The 15,794-nt window shown below is 43.4% G+C and carries 17 protein-coding genes; 6 read left to right on the forward strand and 11 right to left on the reverse strand.

Features of this window, described 5'->3' with window-relative positions; translation table 11 throughout:
- Positions 1-307: 307 nt before the first annotated feature.
- The 3 genes from RID21_RS09210 to RID21_RS09220 form a co-directional block, all read right to left on the reverse strand.
- Entirely contained in the window at positions 308-559 is a 252-nt protein-coding gene (locus RID21_RS09210) for a hypothetical protein (protein ID WP_350188342.1), read from the reverse strand.
- 576 nt (positions 560-1,135) lie between these two features.
- Positions 1,136-1,327 carry a hypothetical protein gene (locus RID21_RS09215; RefSeq protein WP_350188343.1) on the reverse strand — a complete coding sequence of 64 codons (192 nt, stop codon included), beginning with the start codon at positions 1,325-1,327 and terminating at the stop codon, positions 1,136-1,138.
- A 56-nt stretch (positions 1,328-1,383) separates the two neighbouring features.
- Positions 1,384-1,671, reverse strand: a complete 288-nt coding sequence (locus RID21_RS09220) for a hypothetical protein (protein WP_350188344.1) — start codon at positions 1,669-1,671, stop codon at positions 1,384-1,386.
- A 155-nt stretch (positions 1,672-1,826) separates the two neighbouring features.
- On the opposite strand from RID21_RS09220, the gene RID21_RS09225 reads away from it, so the two are divergent.
- Positions 1,827-2,483: a carbonic anhydrase family protein gene (locus tag RID21_RS09225; RefSeq protein WP_350188345.1), complete on the forward strand. Its 657-nt coding sequence runs from the start codon at positions 1,827-1,829 to the stop codon at positions 2,481-2,483.
- A gap of 27 nt (positions 2,484-2,510) precedes the next feature.
- Here the strand turns inward: RID21_RS09225 and RID21_RS09230 are convergent, their stop codons facing one another.
- From RID21_RS09230 to RID21_RS09240, 3 genes are all read right to left on the reverse strand, one after another.
- Positions 2,511-2,819, reverse strand: coding sequence for a hypothetical protein (locus RID21_RS09230; RefSeq protein WP_350188346.1), 309 nt, complete (start codon positions 2,817-2,819; stop codon positions 2,511-2,513).
- A 47-nt stretch (positions 2,820-2,866) separates the two neighbouring features.
- Entirely contained in the window at positions 2,867-3,760 is an 894-nt protein-coding gene (locus RID21_RS09235; protein ID WP_350188347.1) for a hypothetical protein, read from the reverse strand.
- A gap of 143 nt (positions 3,761-3,903) precedes the next feature.
- A complete protein-coding gene (locus RID21_RS09240) occupies positions 3,904-4,794 on the reverse strand; it encodes an ArdC family protein (RefSeq protein ID WP_350188348.1) in 891 nt (296 codons plus the stop codon).
- 451 nt (positions 4,795-5,245) lie between these two features.
- On the opposite strand from RID21_RS09240, the gene RID21_RS09245 reads away from it, so the two are divergent.
- Both RID21_RS09245 and RID21_RS09250 read left to right on the forward strand, forming a co-directional pair.
- Positions 5,246-8,887 (forward strand): hypothetical protein, encoded by a 3,642-nt coding sequence (locus tag RID21_RS09245; RefSeq protein WP_350188349.1) that lies wholly within the window; start codon positions 5,246-5,248, stop codon positions 8,885-8,887.
- Between the two features lie 224 nt (positions 8,888-9,111).
- Positions 9,112-9,555: a hypothetical protein gene (locus tag RID21_RS09250; protein ID WP_350188350.1), complete on the forward strand. Its 444-nt coding sequence runs from the start codon at positions 9,112-9,114 to the stop codon at positions 9,553-9,555.
- Between the two features lie 132 nt (positions 9,556-9,687).
- Here the strand turns inward: RID21_RS09250 and RID21_RS09255 are convergent, their stop codons facing one another.
- The 5 genes from RID21_RS09255 to RID21_RS09275 all read right to left on the reverse strand — a co-directional run bounded on the left by RID21_RS09255 (position 9,688) and on the right by RID21_RS09275 (position 12,955).
- On the reverse strand, positions 9,688-10,230 hold the full coding sequence (locus RID21_RS09255) for a hypothetical protein (RefSeq protein WP_350188351.1): 543 nt from the start codon (positions 10,228-10,230) through the stop codon (positions 9,688-9,690).
- 71 nt (positions 10,231-10,301) lie between these two features.
- On the reverse strand, positions 10,302-11,102 hold the full coding sequence (locus RID21_RS09260) for a hypothetical protein (RefSeq protein ID WP_350188352.1): 801 nt from the start codon (positions 11,100-11,102) through the stop codon (positions 10,302-10,304).
- Between the two features lie 113 nt (positions 11,103-11,215).
- The gene (locus RID21_RS09265) at positions 11,216-11,914 is read right to left on the reverse strand and encodes a response regulator transcription factor (RefSeq protein WP_350188353.1); all 699 of its coding nucleotides are present in this window, start codon (positions 11,912-11,914) and stop codon (positions 11,216-11,218) included.
- Between the two features lie 334 nt (positions 11,915-12,248).
- Positions 12,249-12,557 carry a hypothetical protein gene (locus RID21_RS09270; protein WP_350188354.1) on the reverse strand — a complete coding sequence of 103 codons (309 nt, stop codon included), beginning with the start codon at positions 12,555-12,557 and terminating at the stop codon, positions 12,249-12,251.
- 26 nt (positions 12,558-12,583) lie between these two features.
- Positions 12,584-12,955, reverse strand: coding sequence for a hypothetical protein (locus RID21_RS09275; RefSeq protein WP_350188355.1), 372 nt, complete (start codon positions 12,953-12,955; stop codon positions 12,584-12,586).
- Positions 12,956-13,488: 533 nt separating this feature from the next.
- Here RID21_RS09275 and RID21_RS09280 point away from each other — a divergent pair.
- The 3 genes from RID21_RS09280 (at position 13,489) to RID21_RS09290 (ending at position 15,764) form a co-directional block, all read left to right on the forward strand.
- Complete coding sequence (locus RID21_RS09280; protein WP_350188356.1) at positions 13,489-14,115, forward strand: HEAT repeat domain-containing protein; 627 nt, start codon at positions 13,489-13,491, stop codon at positions 14,113-14,115.
- Between the two features lie 68 nt (positions 14,116-14,183).
- Positions 14,184-15,158 carry a helix-turn-helix domain-containing protein gene (locus tag RID21_RS09285; RefSeq protein WP_350188357.1) on the forward strand — a complete coding sequence of 325 codons (975 nt, stop codon included), beginning with the start codon at positions 14,184-14,186 and terminating at the stop codon, positions 15,156-15,158.
- A gap of 36 nt (positions 15,159-15,194) precedes the next feature.
- Positions 15,195-15,764: a DUF417 family protein gene (locus RID21_RS09290; RefSeq protein WP_350188358.1), complete on the forward strand. Its 570-nt coding sequence runs from the start codon at positions 15,195-15,197 to the stop codon at positions 15,762-15,764.
- Positions 15,765-15,794: the final 30 nt, after the last annotated feature.

The following is a 15,794-nucleotide window of genomic DNA, read 5'->3' on the forward strand; positions in this document are numbered from 1 at the left end:
GGATTACAGCCATTTTGGCACTCAATGAATAAACGGGAAGTCCTACAAAATAAGGCGTTCCAGAGTTCTGAAATGAAACAACTCTAATTGTCATTCTGACAAGTTGAGTTTGGATGTCTTCATCTCAGCATCGCATCTGACGGCAGACGCCTTTTCCATAGTAGGTTCTCTTGGAAGAACGAGGGGCTTGAGTTTTATTATGACCCGGAATTTAGGTCTGCGTTTTTTGTTCATAACATTCAGATCTCCAGCATATATTGAGAAGGTGTCCGGGAGTCATGGAGGACTCCCGGACACAAGAAGTAGATCACTCAGGCTCAAAACTGAAATAGAACCGGGGGCTGTGCTGAAATTTAAGCGTGCCCCGAATTCCATCACATTTTCTTTTTGCCAGCACGAAGGGGGATAGAAAAGATTCGACAGAAAATTCCTGCTGCAGTTCACTGGTATTCCAGACCTGCCCGTGCTTCGCTTCGAGGTACTCTCTGCTCCCCTCAACAGCATTAATGCTTTGAGTCATCACCCGACGGATGGTTTCTGCTTCTGTGCGATCAGTCATCTAAAACTCCTGAAAAAGTGAATAATGTTTGTTACAGATCACTTGCGGGTGTCATTGGGTGAGACTTTGAGACTTATTTTTCGCCTCTTTTCCAGTCTTTCCTGATGGCGGAATCTCACTTCCTGTCTCCAGTCTGGATGACCTCCGTATTGTTCGATTGGCACGAGATCGAGATACTTTATCGGGCAGGAGTAATAGTAGGGATGCTCAGCCTCCTGCATATCTTTATAACCCCAGTCCCCGGCATGACAGCGAATCAAGTCGCACGTGATCCAGCGTTGAGTCCTTTCAACCTGCTTCCCATCCCTCTCAAAAGTTCGTTCCCATACCGCCCATAGCACGCCACTAAACCTGCCGCCCCGGAAGCAATGAGCGAGACAATTAGATTTAACAAGAACACTATTGCTCTCACCCTCCCATGATCTTGTTCGCTGTTGAATGAGTTCTTTTCTTGAAACGCCTGTCGGATAGGTCCACCCCATAAAATGATCTCCCCTTAAAAGAAAAAAACTGATGCAAGAATCGCAGTGATTCTTGCATCAGTCTTGTGGGTGTCTGATTTCTGGAACTTAGAGATTAGAATTCGTCGTAGCCGAAGTAGCCGAAATATTCATCGGCTTGTTCAAAATCTTCGAGTTCCTGCTGTTCAAGAATCTCGTCCCAAGGTTCGTCATACGGATATTCTTCGTCGTACTTTTGGGCGAACTCATCAGCCGCTTGTTCATCCAGAATGTCGCCATAGTTGCCGTTCAAATGATCGTCCATCATGTTTATCTCCCCAAAGAATATTGATGTTGAGTACGCTTCGATTGAGAGTGTCGATTTCAATATTCTTCTGGCAGTAGAATTGTTGTGGCACTGCGATCAGCTTCGGTAATTACCCAGATCTTTGTGCGGTCTTTCAGGTGATAGACACTAAAAATGCGGTCGCCAAATTTAAGGGCTTGTTCATTGGTCTGGCGATCCTCATCACAAAGCTCAGACCAGTCTCCATGTTGATGTCGCTCGAAATATTCAAGCGGTGACTGATTGTTTCTTTGCAGTGCATCAAGAGCACCATGCGTGGCGACGGTTCGACCGAGCTGAAAGAGCGGTTTACTTTTCTGGATCATTCTGTTCCCTTCAAAATATGATTGTTGGTTTCTTGGACAATCACCTGATGGGTGTCGGAATTTCCTCGAAAAAGAATTTTCTTGTCTTACTTAATCTTATTTGGGAGAATCTGGACAACAGTTAATTCATTATTTGAGAACAGAAAGAGCACACCATGGACCAGCAGTCCCCTATCGATATCAGAAATTCGATTTATGCAGACTTTGGAGATGGCAGATTAAAGATTGTGTGGAACGGAGATGTTCATGGTCACATTCATCAGGGAGATCATGGCCTACAGGTCGTATTCGCTTCGGACTGTCGCCAATACATTGAGCTGTCAGGGAAACAGTATCACCTGAGACAATTTCATTTTCATCACCCCAGTGAGCACTGGGTGGATGGGAATCAGCATACGATGGAATTACACGTAGTGCATCAAAACTCTCATGATGGATCACTGGCTGTGATTGGAATCTTTATTGAGCCCGGTAAAACAAAAGATCCTTTGCACTCACTATTCAACCAGATCGCCTCTCTCACCTCTACTGGATCAAGTAATGGGCCTGATTATCATGTCTCTTTTAATCCACAAGACTTCTTACCCAGTGATTGGGAAAAGCATTACAGGTATGAAGGGTCGCTGACAACGCCACCTTATAGTGAAAATGTCAGTTGGGTGGTCATCAAAAACCCATTCGAAATGAACAAAACAAAGCTGGCAAAGATGCTGGAACTATTCAAAGCAGAGGCCCGTTTTCCGCACCCACTGAATCGGAGATATGTTTTATCCACATTCAAAGATGACGAAAAACCCAAGGGAAAGAAGTAACTGTTGCGAATGATCATTCTCAGGGTATCAGATGGGGATAACCGCATACTGAACCGTTTCGCCATTAGCCATCTTTTGGCTGGCCAAAAAGGCATTGGCTTCTCTGCTTGGTGTCATCCTGCACAAACTGGAAATCTTACTGGCGAAGCAGATCGTGACTGGATGATTGTTGAGTTCATTCCCTGACATACCTGTTTTTCGCATTGCCTTGAGGTGTCGATGGAAAGCCCCAGCAACAGCGATCATATTGACCGCATCTTGAACTGCGATGGCATCGCTGGCAGCTTTCATGAGGCACTCATTATTGCCGTCTGATGTGGCTATATGTGGTTTCATTATATGCTCCTTGCTGGATGTCTGTGGTAACAGGAAGATGGCAGGTGTCACTCAGCATCTTCCAGCATTTTCAGATATCGTTGACGAGCTCTAAAAAAACTCGCACGACTTTTTCCCGTCGTATTGCAAAAGAAAGTCTGTTGATCAGACGGGGATTCAGGATGCTTCTCCATCGCTTGTTTGATGACTTTTGCATCTGCGGATTTATTATCGAGTCGTTTTGTGGCGACCTGTTTTCTTCCAAGCGACATGAGCTGACTTTTGATTAATGGTCGCCAATCTATGCCCTCCTCCCGAGCATATTTCAGCTTTCGCAGACTTGGCCCAAGAAGCCTCAACGACAACTGACGGTCTTCTGCATTTGCGTCGATGTAGTCGATGACCGATTCACATTCAGCTGGTGTCACACCATGAAAGCCCTGCGAAGAGAGATTTCTCATCATCTCAATTACTTCGCCGTTTGTGGCACTTAATTCGAACTGATCGCATCGAGACAAGACAGCTTTGAAAGCGTCGTTTTTGGGGATTACGTTGGCAGCAAAGACGCATCGAGACGTAAATTCAAAACTGGATGGAAGGTCGCTGAGCTGTGAGCTCCCATATGTCACAATGCGAGGATTTCCCCACAATGCAGACCTCAATAAGCCCAAATGCGGCATTGAAGAATACATGCTGTCTACATCATCAAAAAACAGAACGGCATCATCACGATGTTGAAACAGTGTTCCGTACAGAGCGAGGGGCGTTATGTGGGAATTAATGATGATGGGATCAACGCCATGTTCATCAAGCACTTGGAGAATTGTTCGACTTTTTCCGAGTCCACCTTGACTGCCAAATACGAACAACGCATGACTCATTTTCTTTGCCAGTAAACGAACATGGTGAGCCAAGAGCTCCTGTTTTTTCTCAAGAGATGTCATTGTAGTAGGTGTATCCATTTTCTATTCCTTTCACTTTAACTACGGGTGTCATAAAGAAGTGATCGCCGCCCTGATCCAGCACTGACAGTGGTCTTCAATTCAATCGAAAAACCACTGAGATCTGTAATGATCAGTGACGGCGATCACTCCAATTGCGGGTGTCAGCCAGCGACTTCGACAGGCTTTTTGCTGAATGACATGATGTAGTCAGCAGCCTTAGAGGCTTGTGAAGAAGCTTGAAAGATGAATGACGAATCCTGCTTCATTTTTTGAAGCCAGCTATTTAGATACGCATGATGGTTTTCGTCATTGGTGGGAATTCCAAGTTCAGAACACAGATAGCACGCTCCGATCTCCGCGATTAATTCTCCCAGAGCGTAGCCATTACCTTCACGATCCCAATTGAGACGGTCGGAATTCTCAGTCCAATGAACGTACTCATGAAACAGCACTTGATAATAGCTTGTTCCTGAAAACTGATCACGATTTGGAACTTGGATATAGTCTTGTGCGAGATCGTAAAAAGCTTGGTTGCCTCCATGGCGAATGTCAGCTTCGGTAGCTTCGATCAGGGCGTCTGCTTCTTCATAAGCAACGCTCTCTGAATTGCGGGTGTCATTACCGTGACCGACACGTAGATAGTCCAAATGATCGCCTTCAATCTGGTCGATGCAGAAGACGGTATAGGTCTTGAGTAGGAAATAGGTCTCTTCTTCGTCATGATCTTTCCTCTTGGTGACGGCTTTGCAGAACACAATCTTAGTTCCCCAATGGCCGCTGGGTACATGCGATGGTCGCCGCATGACTTTGCCACCGAGGTCCTGCCATTGTTTAAACGTCCCCCAGTGGCGAGACTGGAAGCCATGTCTCTCACTGGCAAGCCCTAAAAGCAAAGGGTTAACGCCGGTATATAAATCACCTGACACAACGTTCTTCGGCATCCCAGTTCGATGAAAAATCCAAGGACGCCTCCACGGCGGGAGTGAATCACTCTCCAGAGCGGTAATGATTTGATTTGTAATTTCTTCGCGGATCTTTTGATTGCGTGACACTGGCCGTCTCCTTAGTGAGGTTGATTAGACGGCATACTTTGCGGGTGTCGCTGAGAATTGTGGGGCGTTCTCTGATTATCTCGTGAGATATGAGATGGGGAAAATGAGACTGGTTTAAGCCCAAAGTGTACGCAGCTAAAAAGCCTTGTATAACAGTCATTTATTGCGATTTGCTTGAGGGCTGTGGTAAGAGAGTCTCAAATTTCAATGCGATCGACAAATCAGAATACCTGTAGGTAGAAAAAAATCTATTCTTGTGCATTTGATATTGTGACAACAAGTATTGGCATTTGGTACACTAGCCATCTTGAGGTCAGGTTTCGCCTAAATGAATTAGACGGCATGGATGCTAGTAGGCACATATTAGAATTTCGTCTTCTATAAAAGTCATTAAGCCGAAAAGTTAAACGATCAAGAACACGTTTTAAAAGATTGTAGATAGAGAGTTGTGATGGAAAACTGGGTACTACCAACGATTCAACGGGCTAAAGAAGAGGGTTGGACTTTTCTCGATCTTGGTAATTCTGGAATTACAGAACTTCCTTTGGAACTATCTGAGGTGGAGTCTTTAAAAGGACTTAACCTCGGTGAATATTTTTGGCATGAGCAAAAGAATTCATGGATTGGGACTCGTTATAATGGTTCTACTAATAACCTTTCTGAAGTACCAATTGAGATAAGTAAATTACAGAATTTGGACACTCTCATTCTGACTGCGAACATACAACTCACAAATGACGGATTGATGCATCTGGAGGATCTAAAAAACTTGAAGCGACTAGATCTACAGAGGTGCGATCAAATTACGGACGAGGGATTGAAGCACCTGCAAGATCTGAAATATTTAGAGTGGCTTGATCTAAGTGGTTGCAATAAACTCACGGACGACGGATTGAAATATCTGCAGAATCTGAAGAACCTAGAGTATCTCATTTTGAGAGGTTGCAATCAAATCACATATAACGGATTGAGGAATCAGCAGAATCTGAAAAACTTGAAGCGACTCGATTTCATGAGATACGATCAATCCATCAATGATGGATTGAAGTTTATTCAAGATCTAAAATACTTAGAGTGGCTTGATCTCCGGAGTTGCTTTGATATTACAGACGAGGGACTGAAGCACCTGCAAGATCTGAAAAATTTAGAGCGGCTTGATCTAAGTGGTTGCAATAAACTCACGGACGACGGATTGAAATATCTGCAGAATTTGAAAAACTTAGAGTGTCTTGATCTAAGTGGTTGCTTTCATGTCACGGACGGAGGACTGAAGTACCTGCAGAATTTGAAATATTTAGAGCGACTCAATTTGAGGGGGGGCAATCGACTTACGGACTTCGGATTGAAATATCTGCAGAATCTGAAAAACTTGAAGCGTCTCGAACTGAGAGATTGCTATCAACTCACGGATCGCGGATTGCAGTATCTGCAGGATCTGAAAAGCCTAGAGTGGCTTGATCATAGTGGTTGCTATGAACTCACAGATGATGGACTGAAGTACCTGCAGAGCCTGAAAAACTTAGAGTTGCTAGATCTAAGTGAATGCTCTGGAGTTGCAGCTGACGGGTTGAAGTATTTGCGGAATCTGAAAAACTTAAAGTGTCTTGATCTGCGGGATTGCTATCAACTCACGAATGACGGTCTGAAGTATCTGCAAGAGCTGAAAAATTTAGAGTTCCTCGATTTGAGTGGATGTAATCAGCTCACAAATGACGGGCTAAAGTATCTGCTAGATCTGAAAAACTTAAAGAGTCTTTATTTAGTTGGGACTTCGATTTCGATTCCATCGGAAGTATTGGGGTCTAAGAATCCTCAACAGATCTTTGAATGGTTAAATAACGAGGATAAACAACCTCTTCAAGCCTTCAAGTTACTATTAGTTGGTATGGGGAGAGTTGGCAAGACTCATCTCAGAAAACGTTTGACGAAAGACCCGGAACGCACCAACCACAACGAACCAGAGACTCATGAAATTGTAAGCATTCCACATGAATGGCCAACAAAAGGTGATTCCAATTTCGAAATGCTACTTTGTGATTTCGGGGGACAGGGGTTAATGCATCACACGCATCGGTTTTACCTTGGAGCAGAGCATTGTTTTTATCTGCTTGTTATTCGTGCCGACTGGCCCCCAGAAAAAAACAGGCTTGATTACTGGCTTCGCACGATTGCATTGCACAGCGATGCAGGTACGAAAGGCAAGTCGCCTGTACTGATTCTGATCACCCAAACCGACCGAGTGGATTTAGCCAAACAGGACGTCAAATTACATAAAAGCACTGGATACAACGATTGGGATCCAGAGGCAATTCTAAAAAATTATGACCGATTGCTAGAAGATCTCAAACGAGTGTCTGCCCCTGAGTGCAAGCACTACGGGGCAAACGTAGTAGGTACTATTGGTGGGCTAGGATACGACAGTGAACTTTCTCTTGACGATCAGCAATTCAAGAATCAACTTCGTGAAAGAAACTACGACGCTATACAGCAACTCAAGAAAATGATCAGCCAGAACATCACAGAGATTCCGGGAACATCTGATGGATATCCGCCTAATTTCTTTAACTTAAAAAAATGGATTACGGAAGAGTTCAAAAGAGGTGTTCCCTACTTTGACTACAAAAAAAACAATGCCTTTCGAATGCTGTGTGAAGCAGAATCAATTCCTGAAAATGATGGAAAAAGGAATTCTGTAGGAGTATTGATTGATAGTAGAACTCTCTATCTACAGATTCTGAGAAATCTTGGACTAATTTACTTTGTAGGGGACTTGCCCTATACCCAGCAAACCTTTTTCACGGAAGCAAAGCAATGGGTTTTTAACCCGAAATGGCTGAACGAACCTGTCTATCACCGTCTGTTATGGGGAACAGAAGAAATACACCAGACAGGTTGGCTTACACTTGATCAATTCAAGTCATTGTTAAGTAGCCCCAGAACAGAAGGCTCCCCTACACCAGACCAGAAAAAACAATACGAAGAACATGAACGAAATGCTATCTGCCAATTACTCGCTACAATGCGAGTAATTCATTATAAGCAAGATGAGGATGGATTCCTTATACCCGATCTACTGAAATCAACTGATCATCCAGAACGAGTCGTTTCAGGTCTCGATAATATCGATGCACCTTTTACAATCTCTTATGAGTATCTTCCTGAACGCATTTTCTTTACATTTCTCGCTCGCCAATATCCTCACATTCCAGTTGAGGATAGAAAAGATAATTGTTTCAGAAATACGATACGTTTTTGGTATGAGCATCCACATGATGTAAACAAGAAGATAGAAGTGGCTGCTGTTTACGAACCATACGCGGATCAAAGTTATCAGCCTCGGATTGTGTTTTATATTGGTGATTCCGATCCCGATGTAATCAGGGACTGTCGGAGGGATTTAGAAAAAGACCTCAGAGCCTGTTACGACAAAGAGCACTGGAATGAGCGTGATAAATTAATTCAAAACGTAAACGGCTTTGAAAGCATGGTGCCTTCTGCAGCACCGAGAGTAGCTCCACCTGCGAAACGTAGTTCAGATCAATCTAATGAAAACGAAATTTGTTTTGGTGATTTCCGGTACGATACAGAGACAGGAAGAATCTATAAAAATAATGTTTTCAAACTACAAATAAAACGAAGTACGCTTTCAGGGATTTTGCTTCGGGCCTGTCTCGAAGAAATGAAAAAGAAAGATTACGATTCATTAAAGGATGGTCTTTTCAAAAATAGTATAAACCCAGCGAAGCTAGAAAAATATGGATATTTTTATTCCAAGTGCAACGACTGTATAAAAAATAGAGACACAAGATGCGGGAAAGATTTTAAAGCGAAAGTGAAAAAGACCAACCCAGTCACTGGCAAAGAGCATGAAGTGGTAAAGATCTACGATTCTTGTGAAGAGTATTACTCGGCACATCCTAATAAACTGATCAGCGTCAAAAGTTCTCGACTCAATTCTCTTAATAAAAAGCTTGAGAAGCTAAAGAAAGACGGAGTTGAGTTTACTATCGAGCAGCTTCAAAATGAAAATCTCTTGGAAATCGTCCTGAAACCAACGAATGGTCTCAGCGAAAAACAAAATATTGCTGAATAAAAATGCTGACGCCCCCCCTGTTGGCTTATCCCTATTGAGATAAAATGCTTACGTGCCACCGTCTCATTGTTATACTGAGATTTGATTCAAATTCTGACGCAAAACTGACGCATAAATGACTAGGAATTAATTTCCGTTCATATCGCTGACTCTCTCCTGACCACTACCCATTACAACCGCTTCCAGTAAGTTTTTCTAACTTTAAAACTTTTGGAGGTGTGAAGATGAAACGTTTAATCAAAGAGTCAACGGTTCGTATCGTCAAGAGAGTCAGCGATGTTCTTCGAACAGCATTTCTCTTTTCTGTTCAGCAGTGTCGTAAATTAGATCAAAGGGTATTTGTTGATTCTTTTTTACGAATATTGGAGCTGCTCTGTCTCTTCGGAGGTATTTATCAATTAATTAGTAATATGCTCCCATGTTTGTTTATCGAATGTGGACAACAGGCTGTCTATGTAGCAGCTATGAATCCAATTTCGATATTCATATTTTTGAGTGTGTTACTCCAGAGATTATTTTCTCCTTTGAATGCAGATTCGATATTCATGCATGAGAAGGATGAGAAAAATTCAGAGGTTGAGAAACCAGCCACTCCAATAGAATATGATGACTACGACAGGTTGCAGTTGGACATGATGACAGATGACGGGGGGCCTACTGTTGACTAACACTTAATCTCTTGCGGAAAAATATAAAAAGCTGTGCCAGTGGCCTTCACTGAGTACAGCTTTTTTATTTTCCCAATCAGAGTTGCTCAATGACTCCTTAACCAACTATTTCTACTATAAAAGAAAAATTAATCAGGGTATCTCAGGGTCAAATTCATTGAGGAGTGAGCGAACCTTATTTATCACCTGCCCGTTTGGAATATGATGTATTTCGCCACCATCTGAGAATATTTTAATATAAAGTGACTCTGGGTTTTCTCGGAATCCAAGTCTAAACTGCATCACATTTTGAGAATTCAGGAGTAATCGAAAAGTTTCAGCGTCGCCATGGGGTTCGAGAATACGAACTTGATCAGGGTCAGTTTGTTTTTGCATTAGGATATCTAGTTCCTGTCCCCCAAGCATGTAAAATAAACGTGCGTTTTTTACAAATACTCGTCTTCTACCGATATTTGTTAATATGAGTTTTAAACCCCTAGGCTCATCGATAACGGAAAGTTGACTTTTCAGTTTTTGTAAACCAGCATGCCAATATATATAAATCCCCCACAATAAAGTAACTACTGCTGTTAAAGCTCCAATAATTGGTATCCATACCTCTGTCCAATCCGCTTTCTCTCCTTTGTCAGCTATCTCCTTGATCACCTCTTCTGCGATCAGTAGAAAACTATACATGATGATTTCCTTTCAGCTCATTGGTGATACATCAGAAATAAAAATTTATTATCCCTACAGCTCTTTAACTTCTAGTTGTCCTTCACAATCCTCTGATACCCCTTCGAACTCAACCGAAGATACTGAACCGAATCCAACTTCATCCGCTTCAAACAATCTGACAAATCGTGCCCTCCCCCAAGAACAATCACTTTGATCCCCTGCCCCTTCAATAAGATCTTGATCATTTCATCTTCCCGTTTCTCTTCTGCCTTTTCATCTATTTGAATCTTGCCATCTTTTCCAACTGGATTTGCAGCTTCAAAAGCCTCAGCATTTTCGAGAGGCAAGACTGACTTTAACTGTCGATTTATCAATAACTGAGCAGGAGCTCCCATCTGCAGCAAATCTCGCCGATACTGCTCTTTAAAGAACAGATCAAAAGTACCATCACCTTCTGGAACTTCGAATTCCCGAAGCGTTTTTATGAAGCTGTTGAAAGCACTCAGATTCTTCTCTGTTAGCCCTTCCATATATACTGATCGAACTTTGTGGTGCTTGATCAGATATCTCAGGATCTGTTTCTGTTCTTTCTGAACCGACTCCACATCATTTAGAAATTCAAGATACCGCTTATCGATTTCGGCCTCTGATAATTTGCCATCTGATAAATCTGAAAGGTCAGCGGCAAAATCTTCCTTGGACACATAGTGCCAATTCAGCAGATGAATGACGATCTGTTTTGGCTTGGGTTTTGTTGGTTTAGATGTGACTGAATAGACGCTGGGGAGTTTGCGGAGTTGGGTGATGAGGTTGGGATCATCGCAAAAGGATGCAGATGCTGGGAGGTGCAGGCATAAGAAGATGGAGGCACAGTGAGCTAATTTGAGCATGGCTGAATGGATCACTTGAATTAAATAATGAGCCGTCTGTGTGCCTGCTCCAGACGGCTGTCATTGTACCTTATTTTGTTTTAGATGACATCTCTGTTTTTATTCATCCGTCTTTAATTTCTCTCACTTTCTAACTCTGTGTTTGGATCAATTATCACACTCGAATTCAACTGGCTTTCAAGAAGCTCTAATTTCGTTTTCTGTTTTGCCAGTTCAACAATGTTGTCGACTCCAAGCTTCTCCAACAACGTCTTCCGACGCATTGAAATTGTTCGTTCCGATACATCAAGAGAATGAGCTATTTTCTTATTCGCATGTCCTTCCAGTAAAAGGTCCATGACAATCTTTTCTTCCTCAGATAATGTTGCCATTTTCTTTTCGGTTTCATCAAGCCATTTTCGAGCTATGTAATTATCCGAATCGTGTTTGATAGCGGCAATGATATTGTCCCAGAGATCCTGTTCTGGATAAGGCTTGGAAAGAACCGACAAGGCTCCTGCGGAAATTGCATCAACAGTAAGCGGTACTTCCAAAAAACCGGAAACTAGAATCGCTGGAGCATGATACCCAGATACCTTCAACTGTTTGATAAGCTCCAGACCGTTCATGCCTAGCAGCCGTAAATCTGTGAAGATGCAACCACAGATATCGGGATCAGTCTGATCTAAAAATGATTCAGCCGATTCAAATGAATTGGATGTGAATCCCATACATTCAACCAAGCTTTCAACTGAGGATCGAACGGACTCATCATCATCTATAATATAAACACACGGATTATAATCCGGTGGTAATCCAAGTTTGTTTCTCATGCTCGTAGACTCACTTCATTGCGGGTATGTTTTTATACGATGGCCCTTTCGATTGAAGAAATATGGTGTTAAATAAGTGCTTTTCTAGTGGGTGCCAGTTTGTGTTGTCATACATTTCTATATCAGAAGTATAACACGCTCATTTGTATTGATTTCATGAAAAAAACATCAGAGAACAAAGATGTGTTCTCTGATGTTATGGATCTATGAACTGACGACTTGGATCATTCAGGTTTTTATGTACGGGCTAAATTATGGACTAAGAAATCTAAAAGTTGATTTTCCATAACCCGAAGTGAATGAGGTAAACAAATACCACCATTCATTTACCTCCTTATTTCTTCGAGCTGTGATTTCTTTTTCTTTCTTTAAGTTTGGAGATGAGCATTTTTTCAACACGTACAAACTCCTTGGGGCTTTGAGCAAATTCGCTTTCTGCCTCTTTGATGAATTCCTTTTTTTGCGAATTCGTTAGCCCAAGCGATTTGTGGGTATCTTTCCAGAAGGTCTCTGCCACCCTTCTTCCAGCCATCTTCATTGCGGCAGGTAAGAGCCGCTTTGCTTCTTTCTTGAAATCTGCCTCCGTGTTTAGATTGTCGTAGTCGATTCCTTCCAGATCAAATTCGAGTTTTTTATCTGGCATGGTTTCCTCGATTGCAGGGAGAATTGTCAAACACGAATGCTTTGGACCCCAGTTCTTATAGCCTGCTCCATTTTTTCTTTCGCCTCAGTATGATCTTGTGGCTCGACAACCCAATGATCAAAAACATAGCCTTTTATATTCGCCATACCTTCTGAGACAAATACATCACATACGATGCACTCGTAAACATTAAAGTCTTCATCAGAAATTGTGATGGTATGACCTTCTTGTGCTAATACATTTGCAGACAGAATGAATGTGTCAGGCAGCACTCGTCCCCGAGAGAAAGCATCACCACCACGAGATGGTTTTCGGAACGCTTTGCTCAGTCCTTTCTGTATTTCGAAAGTGTGTATCAGCACCAGAGTATTATCGTCCGTGATATAGAAGTATTGCATATTGTTCTACCTCCATATTAGATAATCGTTATTGAGCAAAATTACTGTCAAAAAGAACTTATCCAGCTATTGTGTGGCTCAGATTATGAGACTTTTTGTTGGAGATAAATCTGTCGTGAATTGTAAGCCTGACGCATTGAGGCATTCTGTGATCGATCCACAGATTCAGCAATGATTGTTGCTATGCTTTTTGTGCCCCAATCCTGTCACACTTTCAATCCGAAAACAAAATGAGCATTTGGTGCAATTTCATGAAGTGGTACTTTCGATTATTGGTTGAATATACGACCTGTTCAACCTCTCAAAATGACATTCGATTCAGATATCACAAACTATTACCGGACACATCAACAAATCAAATATTCATACTTTTATGATTTATCCAAACGACCAACTGATTCGTCACCTTAAAGTATGTGACCGGCGGTTTTTATGACATTGGCATCCATGTGGGCAACAGATTAGACCTAGCCTTCGATCAAAGAGGGTAATGAACTAAAATTACCGATGAGTTTTCAGGGAGGCAAAAGTCAATGACAAGTAAACAGACACCAGAAGAACTCATTCAGGAAATCTATGTAGATGGAGTCCAGTCACAGTCAGGAATTCGATCCATCGAAGAACTGTCTCTACATGGCGAAAAAGGGATAGATGCCATGATATTCGCATTAGAATATCCACCAACCACCTCACTTTCCTCACATGACTTGGTGGATGCGATCTCAGAAATATTCTGGGCACTGGCAAGGGACAATTCAGATCACCTGATCGATGCAATGCTTGAGGGAAGACTCGGCAAAACTTGGTGTTATTCGGCACTTGGAAATGCAACAAGTGAGCGATCAATAGATGTTTTGATTAATGGGTTGTCCGAGCAAGAATCAATGTTGCGATGGCTGTGTGTTGAAGCCTTGATTCAGCGAAAACACAAACGAACGATTGGTCCGTTAGTGGAAAGACTTAAAGATCGATCTGAATTGGTAAAGTCTTCCATCGTAACTGCGATGAAAGATCATGAATGGTTACGCTGTCCTGACGCTCTCCCACCGCTCCAGAAAATCAGGGAAAATAAATCCTTCACCAAGAACAGTCCCGGAACTTGGAAATGTGCAGGTGAGGTTATTGATCTGATCTCTGCGGAAAATGTTGACAAGAAGTAGTATGTATTTTATTCGTTGTTTACAGTAGATGAAGAAACTCACTTTACGGTGTATAGTGAGACATGGCAATGCGTAAGACTACCAATAATTTGTACGATCCTCGCCACGATGGGCAGGCCATTCGCCTCAGCGACTTGCAGGTCAGCGGCAAGGCGTTCGATCCAGCCCGGACAAACTATTTCACGATCTATCTGATCGAGAGCGGTTCGGGGACGGCGTGGGCTGACGCTTCTCAGTTTGCATTTGGTGCGAGTTCTCTTCTGTTTTTCGTCCCGTATCAACACATCCGTATCATCCCCGACTCGCCGGTTCAAGGGAAAGTGATTCAGTTCCATGCCAACTTCCTCTGTGTTGAAACCTTTCATGCCGAGGTTGGGTGTAGCGGCATACTGTTCAACGACCCCTACGGCATTCCAGTCGTTCAACTGGACGAAGATGTCAAAATCAAGGTGCTAAGCCTGATTGACGATCTGCGGAGGGAACAGACAGAGCGGGCTCTTGCATTCAGTGAGGTAATGCTGGCCCATCTCAAGGTGCTGCTTATTCTTGCCACACGGCTCAAATCCTCGGACACAGTTCTCTGCGGTCCCACGACACACGATCCTCAACACCCTGTCCTGATCGAACTCAGAGAATTGATTGAGAAAAACTATCACATTCTGCATTCCCCCTCAGATTATGCCAAACTGCTCCATGTCACTCCCAAGACACTGGGGCGGATCGTGCGGGAGAATCTCGGTACCACGCCGACCGAACTGATCCGTGCCCGCATTCTAACCCATACCAAGTGGCAATTGCTGCACACCCTGAAGCCGGTGAAGGAGGTTGCAAAGGAGGTCGGGTACAGCGACGAACTCTACTTCAGTCGCCTGTTCAAGAAAGCCACGGGCTATTCCCCCACGTTCTTTCGTGAATTCGAGACGGAAATCCGAGGCGGAAGCAATCTGTCCATGCTTTCGTCCCATGCGTCCATTCTCGATTCCGATGCAGTTGTCGATAATGACTCTCAGACGAAAAAGAAATCGAAACCGACCGGGGTGTGAAAAACTCTCGGTCTTTCCAACGAGAGGAGTATCGGCATGGTGAAGTTGTTTGAACTGGCGGCCCGGATGGACAAAGTGGGTGTGGCCGTGACTCGAGTGGGGTTGATCGTGGTGCTGCTGTGGATCGGCGGGTTGAAGGCGTTTCCGTACGAAGCAGATGGGATTGTTCCTTTCGTCGCCAACAGCCCCTTCATGAGTTTCTTCTTCGCCGATGGCGACAATTACAAAGCCCATATGAACCCGGAAGGTGTGCTGAACACGGAGAACCGTGCGTGGCACGAAGCAAACCACACCTACGAATTTTCCTACGGACTCGGAGCGGTGATCGTGCTTTACGGACTGTTGCTCTGCCTGCATCCGTGGCTGCCACAAGCGGCGACCGTGGGGAGCTTTCTGGTGTTCGTGATGTCAATAGTCACCTTATCATTTCTCATCACGACACCCGAGTCTTGGGTGCCCAACCTTGGAGATGCCCAGCACGGGTTCCCCTATCTCAGCGGTAGAGGTCGGCTCGTCATTAAGGATGCTATCATGATGGGAGCGGCGTTGGTTACGATGGCGGATTCTGCGAAGGCGTACCTGCGAAAGCGGGCTTCTTCACAATAATGACAATTTCGACCACCAATATAATTCCGG

The organism is Gimesia sp. (assembly GCF_040219335.1).
In the GTDB taxonomy this organism is placed as follows: domain Bacteria; phylum Planctomycetota; class Planctomycetia; order Planctomycetales; family Planctomycetaceae; genus Gimesia.

Coding starts and splice junctions, on each gene's coding strand:
- RID21_RS09225 (WP_350188345.1), top strand. CDS start 1,827: ATGGACCAGCAGTCCCCTATCGATATCAGAAATTCGATTTATGCAGAC.
- RID21_RS09210 (WP_350188342.1), bottom strand. CDS start 559: ATGACTGATCGCACAGAAGCAGAAACCATCCGTCGGGTGATGACTCAA.
- RID21_RS09245 (WP_350188349.1), top strand. CDS start 5,246: ATGGAAAACTGGGTACTACCAACGATTCAACGGGCTAAAGAAGAGGGT.
- RID21_RS09285 (WP_350188357.1), top strand. CDS start 14,184: ATGCGTAAGACTACCAATAATTTGTACGATCCTCGCCACGATGGGCAG.
- RID21_RS09270 (WP_350188354.1), bottom strand. CDS start 12,557: ATGCCAGATAAAAAACTCGAATTTGATCTGGAAGGAATCGACTACGAC.
- RID21_RS09280 (WP_350188356.1), top strand. CDS start 13,489: ATGACAAGTAAACAGACACCAGAAGAACTCATTCAGGAAATCTATGTA.
- RID21_RS09230 (WP_350188346.1), bottom strand. CDS start 2,819: ATGAAACCACATATAGCCACATCAGACGGCAATAATGAGTGCCTCATG.
- RID21_RS09235 (WP_350188347.1), bottom strand. CDS start 3,760: ATGGATACACCTACTACAATGACATCTCTTGAGAAAAAACAGGAGCTC.
- RID21_RS09215 (WP_350188343.1), bottom strand. CDS start 1,327: ATGATGGACGATCATTTGAACGGCAACTATGGCGACATTCTGGATGAA.
- RID21_RS09275 (WP_350188355.1), bottom strand. CDS start 12,955: ATGCAATACTTCTATATCACGGACGATAATACTCTGGTGCTGATACAC.
- RID21_RS09255 (WP_350188351.1), bottom strand. CDS start 10,230: ATGTATAGTTTTCTACTGATCGCAGAAGAGGTGATCAAGGAGATAGCT.
- RID21_RS09250 (WP_350188350.1), top strand. CDS start 9,112: ATGAAACGTTTAATCAAAGAGTCAACGGTTCGTATCGTCAAGAGAGTC.
- RID21_RS09265 (WP_350188353.1), bottom strand. CDS start 11,914: ATGAGAAACAAACTTGGATTACCACCGGATTATAATCCGTGTGTTTAT.
- RID21_RS09220 (WP_350188344.1), bottom strand. CDS start 1,671: ATGATCCAGAAAAGTAAACCGCTCTTTCAGCTCGGTCGAACCGTCGCC.
- RID21_RS09290 (WP_350188358.1), top strand. CDS start 15,195: ATGGTGAAGTTGTTTGAACTGGCGGCCCGGATGGACAAAGTGGGTGTG.
- RID21_RS09260 (WP_350188352.1), bottom strand. CDS start 11,102: ATGCTCAAATTAGCTCACTGTGCCTCCATCTTCTTATGCCTGCACCTC.